The following is a 26,297-nucleotide window of genomic DNA, read 5'->3' as shown; positions in this document are numbered from 1 at the left end:
TGTCTGGTCAAAACGGCAGGGCTGTCCCTAAAGAGATATTACTCAGCGATGATTTTTCTGAACGTTCTATTTTCACTGAGCTTTTTAGTGAATATTGTGGATATAAAGTTGCCTTAAAAATTGAGATGCGTGGAGAACGTACGAAATTCACTCAATTGGCAAAAGCGAATGCAAATATAGCGTTAACCACACATCTTGGTAATAAAAAAAACATATTGCATCGTTATCAATTGTTGGAAGAAAAATTAGAATTGACGCGGCCCATTAAGCGTATGGAGTGTTACGATATATCGCATATGATGGGGGAAAAAACAGTTGCATCTTGTGTGGTATTTAACCGTGAGGGAGCAAATAAATCTGCATATCGACGTTTTAATATTACAGGTATAACCCCTGGCGATGATTATGCGGCAATGGCGCAGGTCTTAGCGCGGCGTTTTAAAGATCTGCAAGCACCTGAAAACATACCGGATATTATATTTATTGACGGTGGCATAGGGCAACTAAGCCAAGCTGAGGCGATTGTTAGCTCGTTAGAGCATAACTTTAGCGGTCAATATCCTTTGTTGATCGGGATAGCAAAAGGCGTTGCCCGAAAAGCAGGCTTAGAAACATTAATCTTAGCCGATAGTCATGAAATATTAGAAATATCATCGGATTCGCCTGCATTACATCTGATTCAGCAAATACGTGATGAATCGCACCGTTTTGCAATTATGGGGCATCGCCAGCAACGCGATAAAAAGAGGCGAACCAGCAGCTTAGAAGGGATAGCGGGTGTGGGAGCAAAACGTCGGCAAGCACTGTTGAATAATTTTGGCGGTTTACAAGGTGTAAAATCTGCAACTGTTGATGAGTTGACAAAAATCACTGGTATCAGTTTTTCTTTAGCACAAAGCATATATGAAGCTTTACATCAGTAGAGATATTTAATAATAACCGAGTTAACTATTTGCATTATTAAACAATAAAATGCAAAAATAGATGACTACTTAAATCGTTGTGAAATAGATATTTTCCAGTGTCTTGGGTACCGGCCATCAAAGGACATTTTAATGCTAAACATCCCCAACATTTTAACGGGTTTTCGAATTTTCTTAATCCCAATCTTTGTACTGTTTTATTACCTACCTGTGTTATGGGCAAGTGCCGCCGCCGCGTTTATCTTTTGCTTAGCGGGCATTACGGATATTTTAGACGGTTATCTGGCTCGAAAACTCAACCAGCAAACTGCTTTTGGTGCGTTTTTAGATCCTGTTGCCGATAAAATTATGGTCTCCGTTTCATTGGTGATGATTGTTGAACATTATGCTGTTATTTGGATAACTATTCCTGCGATGATTATGATTTGCCGTGAAATCATCATTTCAGCGTTGCGAGAGTGGATGGCGGAGTTGGGGCAACGTGCGAGCGTTGCTGTCTCGTGGGTGGGTAAAATAAAAACGGTTGCACAAATGATGGCACTATTTTTACTGATTTGGCAGCACTCAATAGCGATGGAGCGGGTCGGATTTGCCTTTTTATATATAGCAACCGCATTAACACTTTGGTCTATGGTTGTGTACTTAAAAGCAGCTTGGCCTGCATTGAATGAAACTAGCTAGTTTTTTGTTGAATAAACAAACGCTTCGTTTGAAAATGCAGCGAACAGCATGAAACTAATAAAAAAGTTGTTAAAGAGTGTTGACTCAGTTCAGAAAACCATTAAAATGCGCACCCATCGAAAGGGGAAAAGTTTACTTCAAACCTTAAGATGTAGTTAAAAATTTGATGCGGTACTAGCTCAGTTCGTTGAGGGCAACTTTGACAAGAATTGACTGGAGTTACGAGTTTACTCGTGATTGTTAACCGTAAAAAATGTGATGCGGTATTCACTCAGTTCGTTGAGGACAACCTTGACAAGAATTGATAGGAGTTACGAGTTTATTCGTAATTGTTAACCGTAAAAAATGTGATGCGGTACTAGCTCAGTGGTAGAGCACAACCTTGCCAAGGTTGGGGTCAAGAGTTCGAATCTCTTGTACCGCTCCAAATTTGAAGTGATAGGTGTTCAATTTATTGAGCACGACCTTGACCATAATAGTCGGGGTCATGAGCTGTTTTTAGTCTCATGTACTGCTCCAATTAAATTATGGCGGAATGGCAGAATGGCCATGCAGTGGATTGCAAATCCATCCATCTCGGTTCGACTCCGGGTTCCGCCTCCAATTTATAAAAGTTTTGCCCGGATGGTGGAATCGGTAGACACAAGGGATTTAAAATCCCTCGCCTTATGGGTGTGCGAGTTCAAGTCTCGCTCCGGGCACCAATTTTAGAAAGCCTCAATATTTATATTGAGGCTTTTTTTTGCCTGAAATTTAGCGTGAGTGGAATTGAGAGCAATAAAAAAGGCACTATAAAAGTGCCTTGATGAATTACTTGATCTCTCTAAATTGAATGTTACTCAATTTCACCACAGAAACGGTAACCTTCACCATGAATGGTGGCGATGATCTCTGGCGTTTCAGGAATGCTTTCAAAGTGTTTACGGATACGACGAATTGTGACATCTACTGTGCGATCATGTGCTTTTAATTCTCTTCCCGTCATCTTCATCAACAGATCCGCACGTGTTTGAATTTTTCCTGGGTTTTCAATAAAATGCAGGATTGCTCTAAACTCGCTGCGCGGTAATTTAAAGAGATCGCCATTTGGGCTGATTAGTGAACGACTATCAATCTCAAGTGTCCAGCCATTAAATTTATAGTTTTCTACTTTTTGACGTTTCTCTTCAAAATGGAGATTATCCTGCATAGTACGCGTCAGTAAATTGCGGATGCGGATAGTTAATTCACGCGGATTGAATGGTTTGGTGATGTAATCATCTGCACCAATCTCTAACCCTAATATTTTATCCACTTCATTGTCACGACCCGTTAAGAAAATAAGCGCAATGTTTTTATTTTCACGCAACTCTCTGGCTAGTAATAAGCCATTTTTACCAGGTAGGTTGATATCCATAATAATAAGGTTGATATTGCTATTGTTTTTGATGACTTGCTGCATTTCATCACCGTCATTTGCCTCTAAAACGTTGTACCCTTCAGCTTCAAAGACACTTTTTAACGTATTTCGAGTGACTAATTCATCTTCAACAATAAGTATGTTTACTGTGGACATAGTGGATTCCTATTTTTTAATTCTGTACATCCCATCGTTTTAATAAGGGACGTTTTAAAAACGTAAAGTTAAAACAGATAAAAAGTTGCTATTTTGTTACGCCTGTTTCGCTCAAAACAGTTAACGTTTAATGTTTTTTATAAACAATTTATTTACATTTAGCTGTTTTTGGAGGAGAAACTCGCCGCAAATTATAAAAAACATTTATAAAGTACCTATAAAGGGATGTTGAGCGCGTGTTTACTCTTCTGCAATTATGCGAATCACTATAAATAATTAACATTCAGATAACAACTGTGATCTAAGCAAATAATCATAAATATAGATTGATCATTGATGTGCATCAACTGCTTGCTAGTGTAGGACGAGACTTTGCACTATCTGACTATTGTAAATGTAGTAATCATTGCATAAATTAGAAACGCACTAAGGTACTTTTGTGAATTAAAGTTGCATTACTAAACAGTCAATTGTTTCAGTCAAGATAAAGCTTTGTTATAATAACTTCCTAACTATTTCAAATAATGATTAAAGTAAAAACAACACTATGGTTTATCTCTTATCTCATCAATTTAACTTCTATTCAGACCCTTTTTATAAGAGGTTTTCATGTTTTTTTGAGTTTATGAAATAAATCATACTTTTTATGAACCCGCGTCTAACTGCGGGTTTTTTTGTATTACAGCAGGGATCGTTCAAATGCGCGTACTTAAATTTGGCGGCACATCATTAGCAAATGCCGAACGTTTTAATCAAGTTGCTGATATTGTTATCAATAATCAGCAACAATCACAAATTGCTCTGGTTTTATCAGCACCCGCGGGAGTCACCAATAATCTCGTTGCGGTTGTCCAAAAAACCTCTCATGGGTTATCTGCAGAAACTAATTTAGTTGATATTCAACGTATTTTTGCCGATTTGATTAAAGACCTAAAAAGCACTTATTCAGAATTTGCCGATGATCTGCTAAAAACAGTTTTTGAACAGGAATTATTGCATTTAAGTAATTTACTTGAGGGGGTGCGCTTGTTGGGACAGTGTCCAGCAAGTATTGAAGCGCAAATTTTGAGTAAGGGAGAGTTGCTAAGTATCACGTGTATGAAACAACTTTTAATTGCTAAAGGTCATCTGGTCGAGGTGATTAAACCGCAAGAAATGTTAATTGCCTACAAAGGCGGTTATCTTGAAGCGCAGATAGATATTGAGGTTTCGGCCGCCCTGTTTGCAAAACAGCCGCTTATTAAAAATGCGATTTATTTAATGCCAGGCTTTACAGCTGGAAATGAACAGGGAGAAACACTTGTGCTTGGGCGCAATGGCTCTGATTATTCTGCTGCAGTATTAGCGGCTTGTTTAAAAGCGGAATGTTGTGAAATTTGGACGGATGTAGATGGCGTTTATAGTTGCGATCCACGTTTAGTGAAAGATGCAAAATTACTGAATTCATTAAGCTATGCGGAAGCGATGGAGCTTTCCTATTTTGGTGCAAAGGTATTACACCCGAAAACAATCGCACCGATTGCACAGCACCATATCCCCTGTTTAATTAAAAATACGAATAAGCCACAAGCAAACGGCACGCTTATTGGCGTTGGAAATGACGATCAAAAATTAAAAGTAAAAGGTATCTCGGATCTCAAAGGTTTAACCATGTTAAGCATTTCAGGTGCTGGGATGAAAGGTATTGTTGGTATGGCTGGGCGTATCTTTACGACTATATCTCGTGCCAGTGTGTCTATTATTTTGATTACCCAATCTTCATCTGAATATAGTTTAAGCTTCTGTATTGCTTCAACTGATACACAAAAAGCACTAGATGCATTAAAGGAAGAGTTTGCTTTAGAATTTAAAAATAAGTTATTAGAGCCAATCGATTTAGTTGAAAAACGGGCCATTATCTCTTTGGTAGGGGATGGAATGAAAAAAGCAAAAGGCGTTGCCGCACGCTTCTTGAATGCGTTAACAGAAGCATCAATTAATATTACTGCGATTGCACAGGGGTCATCTGAACGTTCTATTTCGGTCGTTGTTTCTGAAGAAAAAGCCAAGCAAGCAGTTATCGCCTGCCATCATAAATTTTTTGGCAGTGTGCAATATATCGATATGTTTTTAATTGGCAGTGGCGGAGTTGGCGGGGCATTGGTTGATCAAGTTTACCGTCAGCAAGCGCGTTTAGCTGAGCGCAATATTCAAATCCGAGTGTGTGGTATTGCCAATAGCCGCGCGATGTTAATGAATGAACAAGGTATCGATTTATCAAACTGGCGCGATCTGTTAAAAGATGCAACAGAGACGTTATCACTGTCAGCTATGCAAGCACTAGTCAATGATTCACATATTATTAACCCTGTGATTGTTGATTGTACCAGTGATGATGCCATATCTGCGCGTTATATTGACTTTTTTGGGGCGGGTTTTCACGTGGTAACGGCCAATAAAAAAGCCAATACAAGTAGCATGGATTATTATCATCAACTGCGTTTAACAGCATTAATGCAACGCAGGAAATTCTTATATGATACAAATGTTGGCGCGGGTTTGCCGGTTATTGAAAACATGCAGAACCTGTTTAACGCTGGTGATCAGTTAGTTAAATTTAATGGTATTTTGTCGGGATCATTATCATTTATCTTTGGCAAATTAGATGAGGGTTTATCATTCTCTGATGTGACCTTCGAAGCACGTAAACTAAATTTTACTGAACCCGATCCGCGAGATGATCTGAGCGGCACTGATGTTGCGCGTAAATTACTGATTTTAGCTCGCGAAGCGGGTATGGATTTGTCACTTGAAGATGTTGAAATAGAGCAAGCATTGCCGCCTGGTTTTGACGATAGTGGTACGCCTGATGAATTTATGAGTCGTTTACCTGAAGCGGATGCGTATTTTAAAGAGCTGCAACAAAAGGCCACTGAAAAGGGCCAAGTATTACGTTATATTGGCAGTATTGAAGATGGTAAATGTAAATGCAGTATTAAAGCTGTCGATGCCGATGACCCGCTTAATAAAGTGAAAGATGGCGAAAATGCCTTGGCTTTTTACAGTCAGTATTACCAGCCAATCCCATTAGTATTGCGTGGTTATGGCGCGGGCACGGAAGTAACTGCCGCGGGCGTATTTGCTGATCTATTGCGGACATTAAACTGCAAGCAGGAATTATAGAATGTGCTGTATAAGCAATCTAGTCCGGCCATTTTTTGTATTACGTACAACTGAAAAATTCACAAACAGGAATTATAAATGAGTGTTGTAGCATATGCACCTGCCTCGACGGCCAATGTCAGTGTAGGTTTTGATGTATTAGGTGGTGCATTAGCACCAATCAGTGGTGAATTACTCGGTGATCGCGTCAAAATATCAACCGGTGATGATGATTTTTCGCTTGAGTGTATCGGTCGTTATGCAGATAAACTGCCAACAGATTCCCAAAGTAATATTGTCTACCAATGTTATTTAGGCTATAAATCTGCGTTAAGAAAACTTAATAAAGAGATTATGCCGATTAAGATGATCCTGGAGAAAAACTTACCTGTAGGCAGTGGTTTAGGCTCCAGTTCAAGCTCCATTGTTGCCGCGCTTGAAGCGCTTAACGCTTGGCATGATTACCTGCTTGATAAGACAACCATGTTGACCTTGATGGGAGAGATGGAAGGGCAGATCAGTGGTAGTGTCCATTATGATAATGTTGCGCCTTGCTACTTAGGTGGTATGCAGCTGATGATCAATGAAGGCGGTATTATCAGTCAAACCATTCCCTCTTTTAAAGAGTGGTACTGGGTGGTTGCTTATCCCGGTATCACCATTTCGACCTCTGCTGCGCGCGATATTTTACCTGCACAATACCGTTTAAGTGAAGCACTTACTTACGGCCGCCGCTTAGGTGCATTTGTACATGCAAGTCACAGCAACCAGCCCGAATTAGCGGCAAAAATGCTTAAAGATGTGATTGCTGAACCTTATCGTTCGCAGTTAATTCCTGGCTTTAAAGAAGCACGTACCTTTGCAGAGCAAAGCGGTGCGTTGGCGATGGGTATTTCAGGATCGGGTCCAACAGTCTTTGCTGTAGTGAGCGATCTTAAACAGGCAGAAGCACTACAAAATTGGTTAACGGAAAATTTCCTTCTCAATGAAGAGGGATTTTGTCATATTTGCCGTCTTGATGAACAAGGCGCACGCGTGTTAGGAACAGAACTATGAACTTATACAACATCATCGATCACAGCGAAAAAGTAAACTTTCAACAGGCTGTAAAACAAGGTTTAGGACGTGGGCAAGGGCTTTTTTTCCCTGAGGTAATCACGCCGCTTGAAAATATTGATGCACTATTAGAAATGAACTTAGTTGATCGCTCAACTGAAGTTTTATCACATTTAATAGGTGATGAACTAAGCAAGGACGATATTCATAGTATTGTAGAAAAAGCTTTCACATTTGCAGCGCCCGTTAAAAAAGTGACTGAGAAGATCAGTGCATTAGAGCTTTTCCATGGCCCGACTTTAGCGTTTAAAGATTTTGGTGGACGTTTCATGGCGCAATGTTTAGCGCAGTTTAAAGATGACGGGAAAATTACTATTTTAACGGCAACATCAGGAGATACAGGTGCTGCGGTTGCCCATGCTTTTTACAATATGGAAAATATTAATGTTGTTATCCTCTATCCGAAAGGAAAAATTAGTCCGTTACAAGAGAAACTATTTTGTACGCTAGGCGGTAATATCACAACCGTTGCGATTGAAGGTACATTTGATGATTGTCAGGCTATGGTTAAACAAGCATTTGATGATCAAGAATTAAAACAAGCGATTGGCCTAAACTCGGCAAATTCAATTAATATCAGCCGTTTATTAGCCCAAATTTGTTATTACTTTGAAGCGTTTGCGCAGTTAAGCGTTGAGCAACGTAAAAATTTGGTTGTTTCTGTACCAAGCGGTAATTTCGGTGATTTAACTGCTGGTTTATTAGCTAAATCTTTAGGTTTACCGATCAAACGGTTTATTGCTGCAACCAATGAAAACGATACAGTACCACGCTATCTGCGTGACGGTACCTGGACTCCTAAGACAACCATTGCGACGCTTTCAAACGCGATGGATGTGAGCCAGCCTAATAACTGGCCACGTATTGAAGAACTGTTTAAAGTCAAAGGCTGGTCTTTATCTGAACTGGGGTACGGAAAATTAAGCGATGCAGAAACTAAAGTTACTTTAGTCGAGCTAGATAAGCTAGGCTACTTATGTGAGCCTCATGGCGCAATTGCATACAGTGAATTAACAAAACAGTTGCAAGAGGATGAAACAGGCTTGTTCTTATGCACAGCGCATCCAGCTAAATTTAAAGAGAGTGTGGAAGATATTTTAGGGCGTAAAATTTTTATTCCTGAAGAGCTTGCTTCCCGTGCTGATTTAGCGCTGCTTTCAAAAGAATTTCCGGCTGATTTTGCAAAAGTACGTGAACTATTAATGTCGCTATAGACCTTGAAATAGGCGATAAGAAATATGCAAAGAATTGGGGCGTGAAATACGCTCCTTTTTTGGGAGCTTACAATGAGTAAAGTATTAAATGATCTTTTAAGTCAGCTTAGATTAGAGAAACTTGAAGAAAATTTATTCCGCGGTGAATGCCAGGATCTTGGTTTAGGCGTTGCTTTTGGTGGACAAGTGATGGCACAGGCACTTTCTGCCGCCAAAGAAACCGTACAGAATGAACAGCAAGTACACTCTTTTCACTCCTATTTTCTACGCCTAGGCCAAACTGACAGGCCAATTATTTATGATATTGAACGTATTCGTGACGGCCAAACACTTGCAACTCGGCGTATTAAAGCGATTCAAAATGGGCAGCCTATTTTTTACATGACCGCTTCTTTTAAAGCTAAAGAGACAGGTTTTGAGCATCAAAATAAAATGCCGAGTGCCCCCGATCCTGAAGATCTGATTTCTGAACAGGATATGGCATTGATGCATACCGAAATGTTGCCTATTTCAATTCGTGATAAACTGGTCGCTGAAAAACCGATTGAAATGCGGCCTGTTAGTTTTGTAAACCCAAGTGATCCCGAAATTGAACCCGCGAAACGTTTAGTCTGGCTTAAAGCAAATGGAAAAATGCCCGATGATTTACGTATTCACCGTTATTTATTAGCTTACGCTTCTGACTTTAACTTTTTGCTAACCGCATTGCAGCCTCATGGCGTCTCATATTTTAGCGAAGGTATGCAAGTGGTAACTGTGGATCATTCAATGTGGTTTCACCATGATTTCCGCTTGGATGAGTGGTTATTATATGCGATAGAAAGCACCGTTGCATCAGATGGCCGCGGGTTAGTAAGAGGGCAGTTTTTTACACGCGAAGGGAAATTGGTGGCATCAAGTATTCAAGAAGGTTTAATGAGAAAAAGATCTTAATGACATCGAACAACAATAAAAAAGGGAAGTTTAAAACTTCCCTTTTTTTGTTCTTATAAACTATCTGAAATCAGAGAGATTCAGTAAATGTACGTGTTAACACATCTTGCTGCTGCTCTGGAGTGAGAGAGTTAAAACGCACGGCATAACCAGAAACACGAATTGTTAATTGTGGATAATTTTCAGGGTGTTTGATTGCGTCTTCCAATGTTTCACGACGTAAAACATTAACGTTCAGATGCTGTCCACCTTCTTGTGCTGCAGGTACTTGAACGGCAACCTCTTTGTATTCGATAGCGCCTAAATCAGCGATAGATACAACTTGATCTTCAGCGTAAACATTATCTTTAACACATAAACAACGTGCTTGTGCATTTGCTTCATCTAATAACCAGAATGAGTTAAGTAGAGATGCATTTTCAGATTTAGTGATTTGGATTCCAAAAGCCATGGGAAGCTCCTTAATTAAGATTGATAATGAAAGTAACAAATTAGTAAATAACCAGCGTATTGTGCAGTGCTTAATTAACTTGAAATTATTATATGGGTTAAAACTATTGATGTAAATCAATTATCACATGTTTTTTTTATGGGTTAATTTTTATTTATTGATAATAATCAACAAACCCTTGTTTGACGGGGCTTTATCAGTATTTAAATTGTTTTATATCAATTCTCAATATTGCTTTTAGCGTCATTTTGGTTGTTGCGTAGATGTTAAATATTTTACATTAAATTAACATATGTTGAGTTTGAAATGTGTCCACAAGAAAAATTGATATAAGGAAAGTTAATGAGTTGGAATAAATTTATAGCGCAGCAGGCGAAGCTGGATTATTACAAAAACCTGCAACTATTTTTACAAGAGCAGGAAAGGGCAGGAAAAACTATCTATCCTCCCAAAGCGCTCCGTTTTCATGCTTTGGATTTAACGCCGCTGGAAAATGTCAAAGTAGTTATTTTAGGGCAAGACCCATACCATGGAGAGGGGCAGGCACACGGTTTATGCTTTTCTGTTCCAGAGGGAATAAAAACACCCCCTTCATTACGTAATATTTATAAAGAATTATCACTCACTATCCCCGGATATGAGATACCTGAATCGGGAAATTTAGAGCATTGGGCGAAACAAGGAGTTTTACTCTTAAATGCTGTATTAACGGTCGAGAAAGGCGCTGCTGGTAGTCACGCTTCTAAGGGGTGGGAGATTTTTACTGATAATGTTATTAGCGAGATTAATAATAGGGAAGAGGATGTTATTTTTTTATTATGGGGTAGTTATGCACATAAAAAGGGAAGGTTGATCGACGCACAAAAACATACTGTTTTAAAATCTACCCATCCATCTCCTTTATCTGCATACCGCGGTTTTTTGGGATGTGGACATTTTATGCGAGTAAATCAGTTATTGAGTGAAAAAGGGAGAGCAGTTATTAATTGGTGAGCTATTATTTAGGAGGTTTAGCTGTAATTAGTGTGATGTTAAAAGTTTGTTACTAATAATTACCGGGTTATGTGATTTGGTACAGCGGTTTATTTATAGCAACTGGTTATACTGTTTGTTCTTTTTTATTATTTACAGAGTATTTATTATGTTATCGATTATCCATAATGATCATGCCAATATGAATCTTCTTTTGACACTTTTAAGGAAAAAGATTCAACAGTTAGAAAATGATGAGAAGATCGATTACCGTCTAATTAAAACGATTATCTCTTATCTAAGAAATTATTCAGATAAATACCATCATCCAATGGAAGATCTTATTTATGATTATTATCTAAAATATAGAGTTGTAGCGGATGAAATGGCCTTTCGTTTGTCTCAAGAGCATACATTAATAAATAAAGCGACGGTTGAGTTGGATGAATTATTAGATATGATTTTGCTTGATGCTATTGTGTCCAAAGAGCAATGTATTGAAAAATTACGTAATTTTGTAGATCTTAATGCTGCTCACCTGCTATTTGAAGAGCAGGAAGTTCTACCTTTAATAAAAGAAAGTTTGTCGCCTGATGACTGGTCTAATTTAGAACAGCAATGGAAGCATAAAGAGTATAAAGATCCTTTGTTTGGTGAAAATGTTTCAGATCAATACCGCACATTAGCAAATCATATTAAGAAAGTGTAATTTGTGATTCTCTATCTGCTTGATTAAGAAAGGGGCTATGCAACCACTTGATTGAGCTTCTTATTTTAAAAGCAAAAAAAAGCCCTCTTAAAAAGAGGGCAAAGGGTACTGCTACTAATCGTTACCAAGTGCTAGCTTTATAAGGCTAACGCTATCTATTATCTGTGTAAGTTGCTTAGTGACTCGCTATTTTTCTTTTCATCTTTAGTCACTTATTTAGTGAATTGAGAATAGCTTATCTAAAAAATTAATTCTATTACACTCTATTACACGGGAAGGTAATTGTTAGCTGGTATATATTTTTATCCGTAATAACTTTCCATCCAACTTTCTAAAATCAACGCGGCAGAAACACTGTCTATTTTTCCTTTATCGAGCGCTTTATAGCCCCCGTTTGCAAATATAAATTCTTTAGCGCTGGCTGTCGTAAGGCGTTCATCTTGAAGTGCTACTTTCACACCAAAGCGGCCATTTAAACGATTAGCAAATTTTTTAGCACGTTGAGTTATCATTTGTTCTGTTCCATCCATATTGAGTGGTAAACCGATAACAACTAAATCTGGATTCCAATCATTAATTACTTTTTCGATAATATTCCAGTTGGGAATGCCGTCTGTCGCTTTGATGGCAGCTAGTGGTTGCGCTGTTGCGGTGATCATCTGCCCTGTTGCCACCCCGATACTTTTGGTTCCAAAATCAAAACCGAGCAGTGTTGTGGGGATTTTTATTTTCTCTGTCATATCTGCGCTAGTTGCCTTGTTAAATTTATTATCTCTGTTAGCTATAATTTCAATACGTGTTGGCGCAGCCTAAATAGGCTGCGCTTTTGCATTATGCGTGACCGGCGCTTGTTGAAAGTTGCTCTGGATTGATACCCAGACGATGCAGTGATTCCCGCCAGCGTTTTTCAGCAGGAATATTAAAGATGATATCATTTTCACTTTTGATAGTGAGCCAATGGTTATCCTTTATCTCTTCTTCTAATTGCCCTGCATCCCAACTTGCGTAACCTAATGTGACCATATATTTTTCAGGCGCATTATCGGTCCCGAGCGTTGATAAAATGGCATTAGAATTAGACATCATAAGTTGCTCATTTAATTGTGTACTTTGAGAATTATCAGCCAGTGGAGAGTGTAAAACAAAACCACGTTCAAGTTCTAATGGCCCCCCTAAAAACACAGGATCCAGCAAGGGCGGGTTAGGTTGATGAGAGATAGTTTCAACATTATTTAATAGTTCTTGTAGCGTCAATTTAACGGGGAAATTAATAATAAAACCCATCGCTCCTTTGTCATCATGCTCACAGAGATAGACAACTGAACGTTTAAAGTAGGGATCTGTTAAAGAGGGCATCGCAATCAAGAAGTGATTCTTTAGCGTACTTAGCACTTCAGCTTTACTACTCACGTCTGTTTCGCTGTGGATAGTAGGGTTATTATTTTGTATCTTAATTTTTGCATTTTTCATGCGATACTCCCTATTTTGCTCAGTGAATCGCTGTCGCCACACTATCAAGTATGGCAACGATTAGGGATATTAGCGCGTTTTTATGATCCGTTTTTCAATCGCATCCATCAATTTTCCGCTGATATTTGTTCCATAAGCATTATCAATCTCCTGAATGCAAGTCGGGCTAGTGACGTTGATTTCAGTCACTTTATCACCGATAACATCAAGTCCAACAAAAATCAGCCCTTTCTCTTTCAGTTTTGGGCCGATAGCATTAGCAATATGCCAATCACTTGTTGAAAGAGGTTGCGCGACACCACGGCCACCTGCTGCTAGATTTCCACGTGTTTCTCCTTGCGCAGGAATGCGCGCAAGTGCATAGGGCATAGGCTCACCGTCGACGATTAAAATACGCTTATCGCCCTCTTTTATTTCAGGAATAAAGGTCTGAGCCATACAATAACGTTGCTGATGGTCCGTCAATGTTTCTATAATCACGCCAATATTAACATCGTTTTCTTTAATACGGAAAATAGATGCGCCGCCCATGCCGTCAAGAGGTTTCAAAATAACATCTTTATGTTTAGCGTGAAAATCACGGATTTTTTGACTGTTGCGTGTCACCAGTGTTGGCGGTGTAAACTCACTAAACCAGGCTGTGAATAGCTTTTCGTTTGCATCACGTAAACTTTGCGGTTTATTAACGATTAAACAACCTTCATTCTCTGCGCGCTCAAGCAGATAGGTCGCATAGATATATTCGGTATCAAAAGGGGGATCTTTGCGCATCAGCACTGCATCTAAATCGGAAAGAGGATGATCTGTTGTCTCTTGAAGTTGATACCAATTCTTTGGATCACGCTGTACGGTTAACTTTTTACTGCTGGCAAAACAGCGTCCATTATCTAGATATAGATCTTTCATCTCTAAATAATAAAGCTCCCAGCCACGCGATTGTGCTTCTAATAACATGGCAAAACTAGAGTCTTTATGAATTTTAACTTCTGAGATTGGATCCATGACAATACCAATTTTAATGGTCATTTTGTTTCCTTTATTGCTATCTGTTGAGTTATGCAAGATCACCAAAACGGCATTGAAGTGCTGCGATGGCAGTCAAAGCTGCTGTTTCTGTGCGTAAAATACGCGGACCCAATAATGTTTCTGTGAAGTTGAGTGCTTCAGTTAGATTGATTTCATCATCTGTCAGTCCACCTTCAGGACCGATTAATAAACGTATTTTATTTATTTCAGCAGGTAATGTACTTATTGAATATTGTGCACGCGGATGCAGGGTGAGTTTAGTTACTTTCTCAGTACTCGCGCACCAAATAGGTAAAGACTCTGTGGCGTGGATTATCGGTACAATATTACGCCCTGATTGTTCGCAGGCGGCAATTGCGATTTTCTGCCACTGTTGCCGTTTTTTGGCCATCCGCTCGGCATTTATTTTGACACCGCACCGTTCACTGATCAACGGGGTGATTTCATTTACGCCTAACTCCACCGCTTTTTGAATAACAAATTCCATGCGATCACCACGTGAAATTACTTGCCCTAAATGCAGGTGCAGGGGACTTTCATTATCGGTTTCCTGAAATTCATTAATCAGCGCGCTGCAGGCTCGCTTCTTCACATCACTGAGAGTTGCTAAATATTGGCCACCTGATCCGTTAAATAAGATTATTTCGGCACCTGCTTTTAAGCGTAAAACATTAATATGCTGGGTGGCATCGTCTCCAAGTAAAATCTCAGTAGAAAGGGTTAGCGTTTGTGGGTCGTAAAATCGAGGGTTACTCATAAATATTAAATTTTGGTTGTGAATAATGGGGCTAAGTATAACGCGAAAACTTTATAGAAAACTATTGCTTAGTTTTGTTTGTATACCCAAACCACCACAAGATGTTAATTCAGCTCTTCGCTGACTATTGCATTGGGTATATAAACCTCAATTTGTAAATCTGCTGATTTCTTTTAGCGGGTAGATATGCGACAATTTTGCGTCAATATTTTAGCTTGCCAGTTTAGGAAAACCCTTATGTATAAGTCGATATTAAAAAGTAAATCCACCGATCCCAAACAAGGGGTTTATTTCATCGGAACGACCCCCCCTAAGCAAGATACTGATATTGAGTTAGTGGCAGGTATCGCCGATAAGTTATTAGAGAGACTGAGCAGCATCGATTATGATGGTTTGATTGTTTATGATATCCAAGATGAAACTTCACGTATTGATAAACCGCGTCCTTTTCCCTTCAAATATACGCACGATGCGCGTTTATATTCAAAACTATTGCATGATAAATCAGCGAAACCGGTGATCACCTATAAAAGTGTATCACAAGGATCCACTGCTGATTTTGCTCGTTGGTTATCTGATGCCTGGCACCAGTACTCAGTGCGCGATATTGTGCTGGTTGGTAGTCCCTCTTCAGAAGGGGAAATTAAACTTTCTTTGCCGCAGGCGTATCAAACATTAAGGGATCATAAATTAGATTTTCATCTCGGCGGAGTAACTATCGCTGAACGTCATATCAGCAAAGGAGATGAGCATTTACGTCTGCGTGCTAAAGAGTTGCAGGGCTGTGAGTTTTTTATCTCACAAGCTGTTTACAACGCACAAGCAACCATTGATCTATTAACGCGTTATGCGTTGGAATGTAAAAGCCAGGGGGTTAAACCCAAGCGTGTTATTTTAACTTTTTCGCCATGCGGCAGCGCAAAAACCTTAGCATTTATTGAGTGGTTGGGGATCTCTGTGCCAGAGGCGACCAGCCTACGTATTTTACAATCTGAAAATCCACTCAAAGAGTCGCTGCAAATCAGCCGTAATAATTTTGAGCAGATTCTGCAGTCGTGTTTACCGTTAGACATCCCACTGGGGTTAAATATTGAAAGTTTAACTAACCGTAAAGAGGAGATCGATGCTGCTATTTTATTATTTAAATTATTAAAAGCGACATTAGATTTGAAATTGGCGGAATCACAGCTATAACTGTTTTGTTCAATAAGTTCCCCATATAAGGTAAGCAAATGGGCTTAAGTCATGAAGCACAAAGCGAATTAACGCGAATTTCCGTAAAAGCGGGGCAAATCCTGCTTCAGCATGGCGCTGAGAGTCGTCTTGTTGAACAAACAACGCAGCGCATTGGTATGGCACTCGGCGCGCAAAGTATTGAGCTGTCTGTCAGCAGTGATGCGATCGTGATCACCAGTTTATTTGATGGAAATTGTGTTACTACCACGCGTCGTTGTTATGATCGCGGCATAAACATGTATATGGTCTGCGAGGTACAGCGGATATGCGTGATGGTAGAAAAACAGTTATTGGATGCAAAGCAGGTAAAATATCGCTTAAATCGTTTAGTACCTTTTAAATACAACCGCTGGTTAGTGGTCTTGATGATAGGTTTTTCATGTTCGAGCTTCAGCCATTTTTTCGGTGGCGATCTGCCTGTGTATATTACCACTTTTTTCGCCTCTGCCGCCGCGATGATTTTACGTCAAGAACTTGCTCACCGTCAGCATAATCCTTTTGTTAATTTTGCACTCTCTGCTTTTCTTGCTACATCGATTGCCAGTATTGGCGTGCTCTACAATTTTGGTGAAAAACCGCAGATTGCAATGGCTGCCTGCGTTTTATTATTGGTACCGGGATTTCCATTAATTAATGCGGTTTCAGATATGCTTAAAGGACATATTAATACCGGCATTGCACGCTGGGTTTTTGCTACGCTGTTAACTATCAGTGTGTCGATTGGTATTGTTGGTTCAATGGCACTGACGAGGGCTGCTGGATGGATAATTTAATAGAATTAATTAAACTGTTAGTGATTGACGCCTGGTTCGCATGGATCCCCGTCTTGTTAGGCTCTTTGTTGTCAGATATGGCGTTTTGCGGTGTTTCAGCAAAACCGATAGCGGGGGGCTGTTGATATGGAACTATTAAAATTATTACTTATTGACGCTTGGTTTGCATGGATCCCTGTCTTGTCAGGTATAGCGTTTTGCGGTATTTCAGCAAAACCGATAGCGGGGGGCTGTTGATATGGAACTATTAAAATTATTACTTATTGACGCTTGGTTTGCATGGATCCCCGCTGTCGGATTTGCGATGGTATTTAATGTGCCTAAAAAAATGTTAATTTATTGTGCTATCGGTGGGGCATTCGCACATAGTTTCCGATATTTATTGATGCAGTTTGGTCTGCCGATTGAGTGGGCAACGTTAGCGGCTTCTAGCAGCATGGGATTTTTAGGCTTGTATTGGTCTCGTAAGCGTCTGATACCACGTCCTGTTTTTACCGTCGCTTCTGTGATCCCTATGATTCCGGGGAGTTTTGCATTTACCACTGTGGTTGGCATAGTAGAATTAAACTCTGGTGGTTATAATATGGCGTTGGTTCAGCTGGTGGTGGAAAATGGCCTACGTACCCTATTTATTCTAGGCGCGCTTAGTTTTGGCTTGGCATTACCCTCAATATTAATTTACCGTGGCCGCCCGATTGTTTAAAAAATTTTTTAGTGTAAGCTTCGCGCAATTAATTTTCACAAATAAGGTTTTATAATGTCAGATAAATTTTTCTTCAAAGGGAAGAAAGAGAAAAAACCAAAACATTCAAGTTATGGATTTAATACTAACCGAGCGGTAAAAGCGGGCACAGAAGAGGCGCCACTGGCATTAGTCGTAAACAGTGAAGAAAGAAAAACTGAGGTTGAACAGATTGTGCAAGAAAACGGCCTATTTGCAAATATCGAAGTGAATGGCGAAGTGGCAGAGAAGATCAGTGAACTTGAGGGGATTTTAAATAAACCTAAAACGACAACGTTTGCTAAAAAGCCCAGTCGTAATGATCCCTGTAGTTGTGGCAGTGGCAAAAAATATAAAAAGTGCTGTGGGTAGTTGGTGCTTTGCATTTAAAAAAACCGTTAACAAGTTAACGGCTTCTGCATTCATAAGAACTCAGAAACGTTAACTGTTAACGGTTTTTTCCTTTTATATATCTAGCCCTGTTCTAATAAACTGCGCAGATCAATCAGTGCGGCATTGGCACGCGAAACATAGTTTGCCATCACCAATGAGTGATTTGCCAACAGGCCAAAACCACTGCCATTTAATATCATGGGGGACCAAATTGTCTCTTGGGTGGCTTCTAAATCGCGAATAATCTGTTTCAAACTTACCCGTGCATTTTTCTTTTCTAAGACATCGGCAAAATCAACTTCGACCGCTTTTAAAAAATGCAGAATGGCCCACGTTGCGCCACGGCTTTCATAAAAAACATTATCGATTTCCAGCCAGGATGTTTTTACCTGCGACTCATCCGCTGTTTCAGTTGCTTGCTGCGCAGTTGGATCGCCCGCTAACTCTAAGTTGTAACGGTCATTGCCAACACTTGCGCTTAAGCGCTGAGAAATAGATCCCAGCCGTTTTTCTATTTCACGTAACCAATCACTTAAATTATCTGCCCGAGTATAAAATTGTGCATCTTTTTCATCTGTTGCGACTAATCGGCCGCGGTAGCGTTTTAAAGCGATAACAGCATCCGCATATTCACCCTCTGCGCTTGGTAAAGCCCAGTTTTTATGCGATATATTAACTTTGGTTTGTGCTGTTTCTAAATCTTTGTCACCGCTGGATTGTGACTGAGAGCGACTGAAGTCTAAGCGCATTACCAGAGCTAAATCGCGAACTTGCTCTAATACACCATATTCAAAAGAGGGCATATTATCCATAAATAGTGCGGGAGGGGTAATATCATTTGCTAAAAAACCACCCGGTTTTTCAGTTAACCAGTTGGTCATATCAATCAAGGTCGTAGTAGTGGTATACCCCGGTACTATTTGCTGATTATTTGCTTGTGCTTCTGCGATTGCTTTTGTGCGAACATCGTAACTTGAGGGCATCCATCCCCAGTAAAGTGATACTACCCATAACAGAAATAGGACAACCGACAGGCCGGCTATAATCCCTTTTTTTAGTGAAATTGCCATGTTTAATTCCTAATAAAGAATGAGCAGAAACGCATAGAAAAACGCACGACCATCATCATAACAAATGGTAAATATTTTTCGCATTTTTTATAGCATTTTTTATAGCATTTTTTGAATATAAACAGAGAGATGAGAAGGTTAATCAGGCTTATTTTATGATAATCTTGCCCACAAATTAATAAAATAGTTAACAAAATAGGAACGCTATGAAAATTTCTATGATTGCAGCAATGGCTGAAGATCGTGTTATTGGTTTAGATAATAAGATGCCCTGGCATCTCCCGGGGGATCTTAAGTTTTTTAAACGTGTCACCCTAGGTAAGCCCGTTATTATGGGGCGTAAAACATACCAGTCAATTGGTCGCCCGTTACCAGGTCGCGTCAATATCGTTTTAACGCGGGATAAAAATTTACAGATTGAAGGTGTCAGCTGTGTGCAGACAGTGCCGCAAGCACTGGATCTTGTAAAAGATGAGCCAGAGGTGATGGTGATTGGTGGGGCGACTATTTATGAACAATTTTTGCATCAAGCCAGCCGTTTATATCTGACTTTTATAGATTTAAAAAGTGACGGTGATACAAAATTTCCTGATTATCAGGCGGTTGCTAACTGGCATGAAATTGAGCGTGAAGCACATCTTGCGGATAATGAAAATGCACATAATTATCAATTTGTCACATTAGAGCGGTTGGAATAAATAAGCAAGTAATGTTAAATAAGCGCCTGAATATCTTCAGGCGGAATAAGCTGGCGGTTTTACGCGCTAGGAACAGGGCAAGCAAGTGAAAACAGTTCTTTATCCTGCCAGCGCAGCATAGTTAAACTGTTGCCCCATACATAACCTGTATCTAGGCCGTAAATACCCGATTTGTTTACATTTCCGAGCAGTGCAGCCCAGTGGCCAAAGAGAATATCGCTACTGCGATCCAGCCCTTCAATTTCAAACCAGGGTCTGAGCGTGGATCTGTCTGTCTGCTCCGGAGAGAGTTTGTTTTTAAACTCTAAAGAGCCATCTAAAAAGCAGTAGCGCATCCGTGTAAATACATTAATTATAAAACGTAAACGATTCATGCCCTGCAATTCGTCATACCAATATTGCGGATAATCACCGTACATATTTTTCAGTAATTCCCTAAAGTTATCACCTTGTAACTCAAGCTCTACTTCTTTGGCATATTTTTCGGCTTGCTGGATAGTCCATTGTGGAGAGATACCCGCATGCGTCATCACAAAATTAAATTCAGGATGACGAAGAAATAGCGGTTGAAATCGTAACCATTTTAATAACTCATCACAATCAGGCGCGTTCAATAAAGGGCTGAGCAGATATTCTTCTTTATTAGGATGAATACCTTGATGAATAGCAAGCAGATGGAGATCATGATTACCTAATACTATTTTAGCGCTATCACCTAAATCCTTGACAAAGCGCAGTGTTTCCAGTGATTTTGGGCCTCTAGCAACGAGATCGCCGGTTAGCCACAGCTCATCTTGCTGCGGGCAAAAATCAGCCAATTCAAGCAGCAGCTGTAATTCATCACAGCAGCCATGGACATCACCAACAATATAGGTTGCCACTTATATTACTCCTCCTTCAAATCATAAACATAGTTTGCTACTTTGACATACTCTTGCACTGAAATATTTTCAGCTCGCTTGCCAATATCAATACCTATCTCCTGCAGTTGCTCCGCTGATAGTAAATCTCTCCAGCTATTACGTATTGTTTTACGGCGCTGATTAAAAGCCATCGAGCAGACCTGATTTAATACTTTGAGACTTTTTGCAACAAATGGCGGCGTATCATACGGCTCTAAACGAACGACTGCTGAGTCAACTTTAGGTGCGGGTATAAATGCTGTCGGCGGCACCTCTAATACAGGAATGACTTTGCAGTAATATTGTGCCATTACACTTAAGCGGCCATAAGCTTTACAATCAGGACCCGCACAAAGACGATTTACCACCTCTTTCTGCAGCATAAAATGCATATCAGAGATTTTATCCGCATACTCAAAAAGATGAAACATCAGTGGCGTCGATATATTGTAAGGTAAATTGCCAAATACGCGTAACTGTTTACCTGAATTTACCAATTGTCCGAAATCGAACTGCATCGCATCGGCTTGGGTGATCTTGAGCTTATCCGCTAAGGTCGGGTGTTTTGCTAAACGCTCCGCAAGATCTCTATCAAGCTCCACCACATTTAAGCAATTTACTTTGCTGGCAACTGGCTCGGTTAACGCGCCTAGTCCGGGACCTATTTCGACAATATTATCATCGAATTGCGGGGCGATCGCTGCAACAATCGAGTCAATAATATAATGATCGTGTAAGAAATTTTGTCCAAAACGTTTACGAGCGGTGTGGCCTAAGTGTGTTTTATCATTCATTTTATTTTGCCCTATTTCTTACTATTAATTTGTGCTGTTGATCATGGTAATAGCTTCATTAACTGCGCACAGCAAGCTACCTGGATCCGCGTTTCCTGTGCCAGCCAAGTCTAATGCTGTGCCGTGGTCAACTGATGTGCGGATGAATGGCAGTCCTAATGTGATATTAACTGACTTTCCAAATCCTTTATATTTTAAAACAGGTAATCCCTGATCGTGATACATAGCGAGTACCGCATCTGCATCTTTAAGATATTTTTCTTGAAATAGCGTATCGGCAGGTAACGGGCCAATCAAGTCAATTTTCTGTTGTCGTAATTTTTCCAGGGCGGGCTCTATGGTATCAATCTCTTCGCGACCCATATGTCCCCCTTCACCTGCATGAGGATTTAAACCACAAACATAAATACGGGGATGTTTGATGGCGTATTTCACCTGTAATTCTCTATTTAAAATATGAATGATTTCAAATAGACGCTGCTGAGTAATCGCTTTAGATACTTCAACTAAAGGTAGGTGAGTGGTCACTAATGCGACGCGCAGTCCAGTTGTCGCGAGCATCATCACAACGAGATCAACGCCGGCTTGCTGCGCAAAAAATTCGGTGTGGCCGCTAAAAGCAACCCCTGCATCATTAATAACTCCCTTATGCACAGGCGCGGTAACCACTGCTGAAAATTCACCGGATAAGCAGCCTTGGCTGGCAAATGTCAGTGTATCTAATACAAACTGCGCATTGGCTTGATTTAACTTGCCTGGCTGCACTGGCGCCCGTAAAGGAATATGCGCAATGATTAATGTACCTGGCTTGCAAACTTGCGCTGATTTTGTAGGATCATAATCAATGAATGTTATTTTTTCATTGAGTAATGCCGCGCGCTCTGCCAATAATGTTTTATCACTGCAAATAACCAGTTGCATCGGCCACTGCTGCCGCGCAAGTTGTAAAATAAGATCTGGACCAATACCACTGGGCTCACCTGCTGTGATAACTAAACGCTTCACCATTACTGTGCCTGCATAATATAATTAGGGTTATTAATTTTAATATATGCTTCTTGACGAATTTCATTCATCCAAGCATAAACTTCTGCGGGAAAACGTTGTTTAAATAAAATGGCGAACGCTTTTTGCTTAGTTGCTTGCGCAGTTGTGTCAGATTCACGTTTATCCATCACTTGCAGAAGATGCCAGCCATGCATGGTGTGGAACGGTTGGCTTATCTCGCCAACGGGAAGAGAGAGTGCCATGTCTCTAAATTCAGGTACATACATATTGGGATCTGCCCAGCCAAGGTTACCACCTTTTACCGCGGAGCCGGGATCTTGTGAATGTGCGTTAGCTAATTCAGCAAAGGTTTGTGTGCCATCTACTATCGCTTGGCGGTAATCTTTTAACATTTTTTGCGCTTTCTGATCGCTAAGAATAATATTCGACTTGATTAATATATGACGCGCATTAACTTCAACTGTTATTACATTTTGCGATCCTTTTTTATCAAGTATTTTGATAATATGTAAACCGACGCTGCTGCGAATTGGGCCAATAACATCGCCTTTTTTAGTGTTTACATCATCAAATGAATCCGCTATCAATGAGGGAATTTCATCTATGGTACGCCAGCCCCAGTCACCACCTTCAAGTGATCTTGGCCCTTGAGAATATTTTATAGCTAATGCGGAGATCTCTTCTCCTTGTTTAATTTTAGTTAGCAGATCATTTGCTTGTTTATCGATAGCTTGCTGCTCCGCAATGGGGCTGTCACTATTTACTTTTAATAGAATATGAGCAAATTTAAACTGGGTTGTTTGGTGGCCCTCTTCATTCAAGCGCTTAACCATCTGTTCTACTTCTTGATCTGAAATATTGATACGACGGCGTACTTGTACTTGGCGAATTTCATTGATGGTTAATTCATCACGTATGCTATCAACAAAAGCGTTGTAGCTTTTCCCCTCTTTTTCAAGTTGTGCCTGGTACTGCTGCAGCGTCATCCCTTTATCTGCTACGATTTGCTGCAAGGCTTGATTAAGCTGCGCGTCATCGATGCGCAAACCAATCTGCTGGGCAATTTGCAGCTGCAGACGGTCACCGATCAGCTTATCAAGGAGTTGTTTTTGCAGGGAATCATCTTCAGGTAAGGTTTTGCCGCTCTCCTGGTAGCGATTTTTTATCTCTTCATGCATACGCGTGATATCGCTTGTTAAAATAACTTCTTGATTAACAACCGCTTCTATTTTATCTAATGGTTTACTCTGTGCAAGAACTGGAGGCGCTATCAAAGTAGCGCAAACCAAGGGCAGAAGAATATGCTTTATTAATTTCATTTATTTTCCATTATTGTAAGTAAAAAGGGCGACCGTAATCGAAAGTACCTTGTTCAACAGCGCTAAATCCGACGCCACCTAACCCCATTAGTTCAAAAGTAATGCCGTAACTATCCTCTGTTTCATAATCTTCGCTAATCGAATCCAGCGAACCATCGTACGCCAACATATGTTTATCGTAGCTCAGACCAACTGACCAGCAGCATGATTGGTACTTCAAACCGATAATGCTTTCATAGGCATGCTTATATTCAAGATCATAATAATAGCTGGCAAACGAGGTCCATTGGCTGTTAATCGACCAATTCACTTTACTGCCAAGCTGGTTAACTAAATCCTCTTCATTGCCATTTTCTGCAATTGCGACATAGCGATAGTTTAACTGCGCATAGGTATTATATTGCCAGCGTTTTTCAAAGGTAGTGTTTGCTCTATTGAGTCGGTCGCTATCATTATCGTATTCTAACCCCGCATGAAAGAAATATTGGTCTGCAAAATTGACATCAAACTCCCCGATAATCGAAGAGCGGCTCGCTGTTTCAGTTTCGGCTGTATATTGTGGCAACTGTGTCTCTGAGGGGGTGAGATAGTAATTTTGGCCCACTGCAAAGCGCATTCGTTCGCGTCCTTGTGCATTTAAGAAACTACTCGAAATGCCTAACGTTACCTGATTTGCATCGGCAATACGATCATAACCGGAAAAACGGTTATCACGAAACAGGCCATAATAATCTTGCTGCATAGTGGTCGTATCATAAAGGCCAATATTTGTTTGATCTGTATAAGGCACATAGAGGTATTGTATTTGTGGCACTAATGTTTGCTTATATTGATTGTTAAAGATTGAAAAATCACGTTCAAAGTTAACACCTGAATGAATTTTAAAAGAGGGGAGATAACGACTGACACTTTCATCTAAATCGGCATACCAACTTTTTTTATTAGACTCAGGTAAAGTTTGATCATAAAGAGTGACCATATATTTAAGCTCTGTATTGATAAACAGAGAGTTGTAGTAAAGGGGCAATGAGATCTTAGGCTGCAGGTGAATACGGGTGCCGGTATAGACATCTTCGTCGTCATGATCAAATTTAGATATTTCACTGTACCAGTCTAATTGCAGACTTTGCCAATTTATCGGCTGATAAGCACTAAAAGCAATTTTCGGCATCACTTTATGCGGCGTATCTTCAGCATATAAAATCTGAAAATCACGCACTTCTAATTCACTGTTCCAGTTTTGCTCCCGATAGCTTAGTTTTGCTGTTTGTAATAGTTGGTTATCGCTGTGTGTGCCATATACTGTGTTGATATCACTGAAATAATAATTATCACTGACCTTGGAATAGTCAGTCGTTAAATTCCAGTTTGTGGAAAAATTCACATTATGATCCCAGTGAAAAAGATAGCGATTGTCATTGCGTATCTTATCATCGCTAAGATATTCCGCTTGAATTTGACCTGAGCCTGCATCAAAAAGATAACGGTATTGAGTTGCCAGTAACGTGCCGCGCTCTGCCATATATGTTGGCGTAATGGTGGCATCCATATTTTCAGCAATATTGATATATAAAGGCTGGGTAATAGTGAAGCCGTTAGTGGAGTCAGATAGGTTAAAGCTTGGGAATAAAAGACCAGTTTTACGTCTGTCTGTGAGCGGATAAGTTACGTATGGAAAGTAAAAAACAGGCACATCTTTTATCTTTAAGACCGCATTATAGGCACTGCCCACTTCTTCTGTTTTATCTATATAAAGCGTGGTTGAATCGAGCGTCCAGGTATTATCACCGGGTGGGCAAGCACTGTAAGTTGAGGAATTAAACTCATAAAGATCTAAGCCATTATCATAAATAGTCGTCGCATCGCCGCGTCCGCCACGGCCATGAAATTGATAGTCTGCTTGATATAATGTTGTCTGCTGGTTATTTAGTTGGGTTGCAATGGTGTCCGAATGAAGGGTCAGCTCGCCGCTGACAAATTTTACATTACCCTCAGCGACTGCTCTATCCTCATTTTTAAAATAGGTTAACTTATCGGCGGCTAAGAATTTATTGCCCTGCGTGAGGTTTACATCATCCTGATAAATAAGTTTATTGGCAAAACCAGTTAATGATCGCGCATCTATATTAACCGGCACTTGGTTGATTGGTAAGGTGTTGCTGTCGGCAACAACTGGCGGTACATTTATGTAACACTGATTAAAGAAAAATTCGCTGGAACGCGGCGTGTTTCCTAACTCTTCCGGTGTTATTTCCGCAGGGGGGACTGCTACAGAGTCACTCTCGGTCATTTTATTTGTTTCTGATTTTGCTATTTCATCTGCACAAAGAACAGAAAATGGGAATAGAATTAGTAATAGTGGAAACAACTTTAACATTTACAACTCACAAAGGTTGCTTAGAAACTGAAAGCGCTAAGCTAAAAGAAAGAAAATT

At 40.0% G+C, this 26,297-nt stretch carries 26 protein-coding genes and 3 tRNA genes; 17 read left to right on the top strand and 12 right to left on the bottom strand.

Annotation, left to right across the window (positions count from 1 at the left end):
• From ACJAT7_RS07055 to ACJAT7_RS07035, 5 genes are all read left to right on the top strand, one after another.
• Nucleotides 1-923 (top strand): helix-hairpin-helix domain-containing protein (locus tag ACJAT7_RS07055; protein WP_415226093.1); only part of this gene is annotated, 923 nt, incomplete at its 5' end.
• A gap of 132 nt (nucleotides 924-1,055) precedes the next feature.
• A complete protein-coding gene (gene pgsA / locus ACJAT7_RS07050; RefSeq protein WP_415226092.1) occupies nucleotides 1,056-1,604 on the top strand; it encodes a CDP-diacylglycerol--glycerol-3-phosphate 3-phosphatidyltransferase in 549 nt (182 codons plus the stop codon).
• Between the two features lie 352 nt (nucleotides 1,605-1,956).
• A tRNA-Gly gene (locus ACJAT7_RS07045) sits at nucleotides 1,957-2,031 on the top strand.
• 102 nt (nucleotides 2,032-2,133) lie between these two features.
• Nucleotides 2,134-2,207, top strand: a tRNA-Cys gene (locus ACJAT7_RS07040).
• Nucleotides 2,208-2,222: 15 nt separating this feature from the next.
• Nucleotides 2,223-2,308: transfer RNA gene (locus tag ACJAT7_RS07035), tRNA-Leu, on the top strand.
• Nucleotides 2,309-2,439: 131 nt separating this feature from the next.
• On the opposite strand, the gene arcA is transcribed toward ACJAT7_RS07035, so the two are convergent.
• Nucleotides 2,440-3,159, bottom strand: coding sequence for a two-component system response regulator ArcA (gene arcA / locus ACJAT7_RS07030; protein ID WP_415226091.1), 720 nt, complete (start codon nucleotides 3,157-3,159; stop codon nucleotides 2,440-2,442).
• A gap of 699 nt (nucleotides 3,160-3,858) precedes the next feature.
• Here arcA and thrA point away from each other — a divergent pair.
• The 4 genes from thrA (at nucleotide 3,859) to tesB (ending at nucleotide 9,563) form a co-directional block, all read left to right on the top strand.
• Nucleotides 3,859-6,321 carry a bifunctional aspartate kinase/homoserine dehydrogenase I gene (thrA, locus tag ACJAT7_RS07025; protein ID WP_415226090.1) on the top strand — a complete coding sequence of 821 codons (2,463 nt, stop codon included), beginning with the start codon at nucleotides 3,859-3,861 and terminating at the stop codon, nucleotides 6,319-6,321.
• Between the two features lie 78 nt (nucleotides 6,322-6,399).
• The gene (gene thrB / locus ACJAT7_RS07020; RefSeq protein ID WP_415226089.1) at nucleotides 6,400-7,356 is read left to right on the top strand and encodes a homoserine kinase; all 957 of its coding nucleotides are present in this window, start codon (nucleotides 6,400-6,402) and stop codon (nucleotides 7,354-7,356) included.
• A complete protein-coding gene (gene thrC / locus ACJAT7_RS07015; RefSeq protein ID WP_415226088.1) occupies nucleotides 7,353-8,630 on the top strand; it encodes a threonine synthase in 1,278 nt (425 codons plus the stop codon). Before thrB ends, thrC begins: the two co-directional genes overlap by 4 nt.
• A gap of 72 nt (nucleotides 8,631-8,702) precedes the next feature.
• Entirely contained in the window at nucleotides 8,703-9,563 is an 861-nt protein-coding gene (gene tesB / locus ACJAT7_RS07010) for an acyl-CoA thioesterase II (RefSeq protein ID WP_415226087.1), read from the top strand.
• A 70-nt stretch (nucleotides 9,564-9,633) separates the two neighbouring features.
• Here the strand turns inward: tesB and grcA are convergent, their stop codons facing one another.
• A complete protein-coding gene (gene grcA, locus ACJAT7_RS07005; RefSeq protein WP_415226086.1) occupies nucleotides 9,634-10,014 on the bottom strand; it encodes an autonomous glycyl radical cofactor GrcA in 381 nt (126 codons plus the stop codon).
• A gap of 342 nt (nucleotides 10,015-10,356) precedes the next feature.
• Between grcA and ung the strand changes: the two genes are divergently transcribed.
• Together ung and ACJAT7_RS06995 are read left to right on the top strand one after the other, a co-directional pair.
• A complete protein-coding gene (ung, locus tag ACJAT7_RS07000; protein WP_415226085.1) occupies nucleotides 10,357-11,007 on the top strand; it encodes a uracil-DNA glycosylase in 651 nt (216 codons plus the stop codon).
• Nucleotides 11,008-11,155: 148 nt separating this feature from the next.
• Nucleotides 11,156-11,695, top strand: a complete 540-nt coding sequence (locus ACJAT7_RS06995; RefSeq protein ID WP_415226084.1) for a hemerythrin domain-containing protein — start codon at nucleotides 11,156-11,158, stop codon at nucleotides 11,693-11,695.
• 302 nt (nucleotides 11,696-11,997) lie between these two features.
• Here the strand turns inward: ACJAT7_RS06995 and ruvX are convergent, their stop codons facing one another.
• From ruvX to rsmE, 4 genes are all read right to left on the bottom strand, one after another.
• Nucleotides 11,998-12,435 carry a Holliday junction resolvase RuvX gene (ruvX, locus tag ACJAT7_RS06990; protein WP_415226083.1) on the bottom strand — a complete coding sequence of 146 codons (438 nt, stop codon included), beginning with the start codon at nucleotides 12,433-12,435 and terminating at the stop codon, nucleotides 11,998-12,000.
• 91 nt (nucleotides 12,436-12,526) lie between these two features.
• Nucleotides 12,527-13,165, bottom strand: coding sequence for a YqgE/AlgH family protein (locus ACJAT7_RS06985; protein WP_415226082.1), 639 nt, complete (start codon nucleotides 13,163-13,165; stop codon nucleotides 12,527-12,529).
• Between the two features lie 69 nt (nucleotides 13,166-13,234).
• Complete coding sequence (gene gshB, locus ACJAT7_RS06980; RefSeq protein ID WP_415226081.1) at nucleotides 13,235-14,191, bottom strand: glutathione synthase; 957 nt, start codon at nucleotides 14,189-14,191, stop codon at nucleotides 13,235-13,237.
• 28 nt (nucleotides 14,192-14,219) lie between these two features.
• Nucleotides 14,220-14,948 (bottom strand): 16S rRNA (uracil(1498)-N(3))-methyltransferase, encoded by a 729-nt coding sequence (rsmE, locus tag ACJAT7_RS06975; RefSeq protein WP_415226080.1) that lies wholly within the window; start codon nucleotides 14,946-14,948, stop codon nucleotides 14,220-14,222.
• A gap of 237 nt (nucleotides 14,949-15,185) precedes the next feature.
• Here rsmE and ACJAT7_RS06970 point away from each other — a divergent pair, with 237 nt between their 5' ends.
• From ACJAT7_RS06970 to ACJAT7_RS06950, 5 genes are all read left to right on the top strand, one after another.
• Complete coding sequence (locus tag ACJAT7_RS06970) at nucleotides 15,186-16,142, top strand: methylenetetrahydrofolate reductase (protein ID WP_415226079.1); 957 nt, start codon at nucleotides 15,186-15,188, stop codon at nucleotides 16,140-16,142.
• Between the two features lie 38 nt (nucleotides 16,143-16,180).
• Complete coding sequence (locus ACJAT7_RS06965) at nucleotides 16,181-16,957, top strand: threonine/serine ThrE exporter family protein (RefSeq protein WP_415226078.1); 777 nt, start codon at nucleotides 16,181-16,183, stop codon at nucleotides 16,955-16,957.
• On the top strand, nucleotides 16,945-17,082 hold the full coding sequence (locus tag ACJAT7_RS06960) for a hypothetical protein (RefSeq protein WP_415226077.1): 138 nt from the start codon (nucleotides 16,945-16,947) through the stop codon (nucleotides 17,080-17,082). Before ACJAT7_RS06965 ends, ACJAT7_RS06960 begins: the two co-directional genes overlap by 13 nt.
• Nucleotides 17,083-17,195: 113 nt before the next feature.
• Nucleotides 17,196-17,660: a threonine/serine exporter family protein gene (locus ACJAT7_RS06955; RefSeq protein WP_415226076.1), complete on the top strand. Its 465-nt coding sequence runs from the start codon at nucleotides 17,196-17,198 to the stop codon at nucleotides 17,658-17,660.
• A gap of 54 nt (nucleotides 17,661-17,714) precedes the next feature.
• Entirely contained in the window at nucleotides 17,715-18,050 is a 336-nt protein-coding gene (locus ACJAT7_RS06950; protein ID WP_415226075.1) for a PBPRA1643 family SWIM/SEC-C metal-binding motif protein, read from the top strand.
• Between the two features lie 101 nt (nucleotides 18,051-18,151).
• Here ACJAT7_RS06950 and ACJAT7_RS06945 read toward each other — a convergent pair whose 3' ends face one another.
• The gene (locus ACJAT7_RS06945; RefSeq protein WP_415226074.1) at nucleotides 18,152-19,141 is read right to left on the bottom strand and encodes a DUF2333 family protein; all 990 of its coding nucleotides are present in this window, start codon (nucleotides 19,139-19,141) and stop codon (nucleotides 18,152-18,154) included.
• Between the two features lie 206 nt (nucleotides 19,142-19,347).
• Here ACJAT7_RS06945 and folA point away from each other — a divergent pair, with 206 nt between their 5' ends.
• Nucleotides 19,348-19,839, top strand: coding sequence for a type 3 dihydrofolate reductase (gene folA / locus ACJAT7_RS06940; protein WP_415226073.1), 492 nt, complete (start codon nucleotides 19,348-19,350; stop codon nucleotides 19,837-19,839).
• A 59-nt stretch (nucleotides 19,840-19,898) separates the two neighbouring features.
• On the opposite strand, the gene ACJAT7_RS06935 is transcribed toward folA, so the two are convergent.
• From ACJAT7_RS06935 to lptD, 5 genes are read right to left on the bottom strand one after another with little or no spacing between them, the layout of a single operon-like run.
• Entirely contained in the window at nucleotides 19,899-20,720 is an 822-nt protein-coding gene (locus tag ACJAT7_RS06935; protein WP_415226072.1) for a symmetrical bis(5'-nucleosyl)-tetraphosphatase, read from the bottom strand.
• Between the two features lie 5 nt (nucleotides 20,721-20,725).
• Nucleotides 20,726-21,535 (bottom strand): 16S rRNA (adenine(1518)-N(6)/adenine(1519)-N(6))-dimethyltransferase RsmA, encoded by an 810-nt coding sequence (gene rsmA / locus ACJAT7_RS06930; RefSeq protein ID WP_415226071.1) that lies wholly within the window; start codon nucleotides 21,533-21,535, stop codon nucleotides 20,726-20,728.
• 24 nt (nucleotides 21,536-21,559) lie between these two features.
• The gene (gene pdxA, locus ACJAT7_RS06925; RefSeq protein WP_415226070.1) at nucleotides 21,560-22,543 is read right to left on the bottom strand and encodes a 4-hydroxythreonine-4-phosphate dehydrogenase PdxA; all 984 of its coding nucleotides are present in this window, start codon (nucleotides 22,541-22,543) and stop codon (nucleotides 21,560-21,562) included.
• Nucleotides 22,543-23,862 (bottom strand): peptidylprolyl isomerase SurA, encoded by a 1,320-nt coding sequence (gene surA, locus ACJAT7_RS06920; protein WP_415226069.1) that lies wholly within the window; start codon nucleotides 23,860-23,862, stop codon nucleotides 22,543-22,545. Before surA ends, pdxA begins: the two co-directional genes overlap by 1 nt.
• Nucleotides 23,863-23,872: 10 nt before the next feature.
• The gene (gene lptD, locus ACJAT7_RS06915; RefSeq protein ID WP_415226068.1) at nucleotides 23,873-26,239 is read right to left on the bottom strand and encodes an LPS assembly protein LptD; all 2,367 of its coding nucleotides are present in this window, start codon (nucleotides 26,237-26,239) and stop codon (nucleotides 23,873-23,875) included.
• Nucleotides 26,240-26,297 lie beyond the last annotated feature (58 nt).

This window comes from Psychromonas sp., assembly GCF_047632995.1.
GTDB lineage: Bacteria > Pseudomonadota > Gammaproteobacteria > Enterobacterales > Psychromonadaceae > Psychromonas.
The sequence above is the reverse complement of the archived record's forward strand: the minus strand, read 5'-3'. Positions and strand labels throughout refer to the sequence as shown.

Coding starts and splice junctions, on each gene's coding strand:
- pgsA (WP_415226092.1), top strand. CDS start 1,056: ATGCTAAACATCCCCAACATTTTAACGGGTTTTCGAATTTTCTTAATC.
- arcA (WP_415226091.1), bottom strand. CDS start 3,159: ATGTCCACAGTAAACATACTTATTGTTGAAGATGAATTAGTCACTCGA.
- thrA (WP_415226090.1), top strand. CDS start 3,859: ATGCGCGTACTTAAATTTGGCGGCACATCATTAGCAAATGCCGAACGT.
- thrB (WP_415226089.1), top strand. CDS start 6,400: ATGAGTGTTGTAGCATATGCACCTGCCTCGACGGCCAATGTCAGTGTA.
- thrC (WP_415226088.1), top strand. CDS start 7,353: ATGAACTTATACAACATCATCGATCACAGCGAAAAAGTAAACTTTCAA.
- tesB (WP_415226087.1), top strand. CDS start 8,703: ATGAGTAAAGTATTAAATGATCTTTTAAGTCAGCTTAGATTAGAGAAA.
- grcA (WP_415226086.1), bottom strand. CDS start 10,014: ATGGCTTTTGGAATCCAAATCACTAAATCTGAAAATGCATCTCTACTT.
- ung (WP_415226085.1), top strand. CDS start 10,357: ATGAGTTGGAATAAATTTATAGCGCAGCAGGCGAAGCTGGATTATTAC.
- ACJAT7_RS06995 (WP_415226084.1), top strand. CDS start 11,156: ATGTTATCGATTATCCATAATGATCATGCCAATATGAATCTTCTTTTG.
- ruvX (WP_415226083.1), bottom strand. CDS start 12,435: ATGACAGAGAAAATAAAAATCCCCACAACACTGCTCGGTTTTGATTTT.
- ACJAT7_RS06985 (WP_415226082.1), bottom strand. CDS start 13,165: ATGAAAAATGCAAAAATTAAGATACAAAATAATAACCCTACTATCCAC.
- gshB (WP_415226081.1), bottom strand. CDS start 14,191: ATGACCATTAAAATTGGTATTGTCATGGATCCAATCTCAGAAGTTAAA.
- rsmE (WP_415226080.1), bottom strand. CDS start 14,948: ATGAGTAACCCTCGATTTTACGACCCACAAACGCTAACCCTTTCTACT.
- ACJAT7_RS06970 (WP_415226079.1), top strand. CDS start 15,186: ATGTATAAGTCGATATTAAAAAGTAAATCCACCGATCCCAAACAAGGG.
- ACJAT7_RS06965 (WP_415226078.1), top strand. CDS start 16,181: ATGGGCTTAAGTCATGAAGCACAAAGCGAATTAACGCGAATTTCCGTA.
- ACJAT7_RS06960 (WP_415226077.1), top strand. CDS start 16,945: ATGGATAATTTAATAGAATTAATTAAACTGTTAGTGATTGACGCCTGG.
- ACJAT7_RS06955 (WP_415226076.1), top strand. CDS start 17,196: ATGGAACTATTAAAATTATTACTTATTGACGCTTGGTTTGCATGGATC.
- ACJAT7_RS06950 (WP_415226075.1), top strand. CDS start 17,715: ATGTCAGATAAATTTTTCTTCAAAGGGAAGAAAGAGAAAAAACCAAAA.
- ACJAT7_RS06945 (WP_415226074.1), bottom strand. CDS start 19,141: ATGGCAATTTCACTAAAAAAAGGGATTATAGCCGGCCTGTCGGTTGTC.
- folA (WP_415226073.1), top strand. CDS start 19,348: ATGAAAATTTCTATGATTGCAGCAATGGCTGAAGATCGTGTTATTGGT.
- rsmA (WP_415226071.1), bottom strand. CDS start 21,535: ATGAATGATAAAACACACTTAGGCCACACCGCTCGTAAACGTTTTGGA.
- pdxA (WP_415226070.1), bottom strand. CDS start 22,543: ATGGTGAAGCGTTTAGTTATCACAGCAGGTGAGCCCAGTGGTATTGGT.
- surA (WP_415226069.1), bottom strand. CDS start 23,862: ATGAAATTAATAAAGCATATTCTTCTGCCCTTGGTTTGCGCTACTTTG.
- lptD (WP_415226068.1), bottom strand. CDS start 26,239: ATGTTAAAGTTGTTTCCACTATTACTAATTCTATTCCCATTTTCTGTT.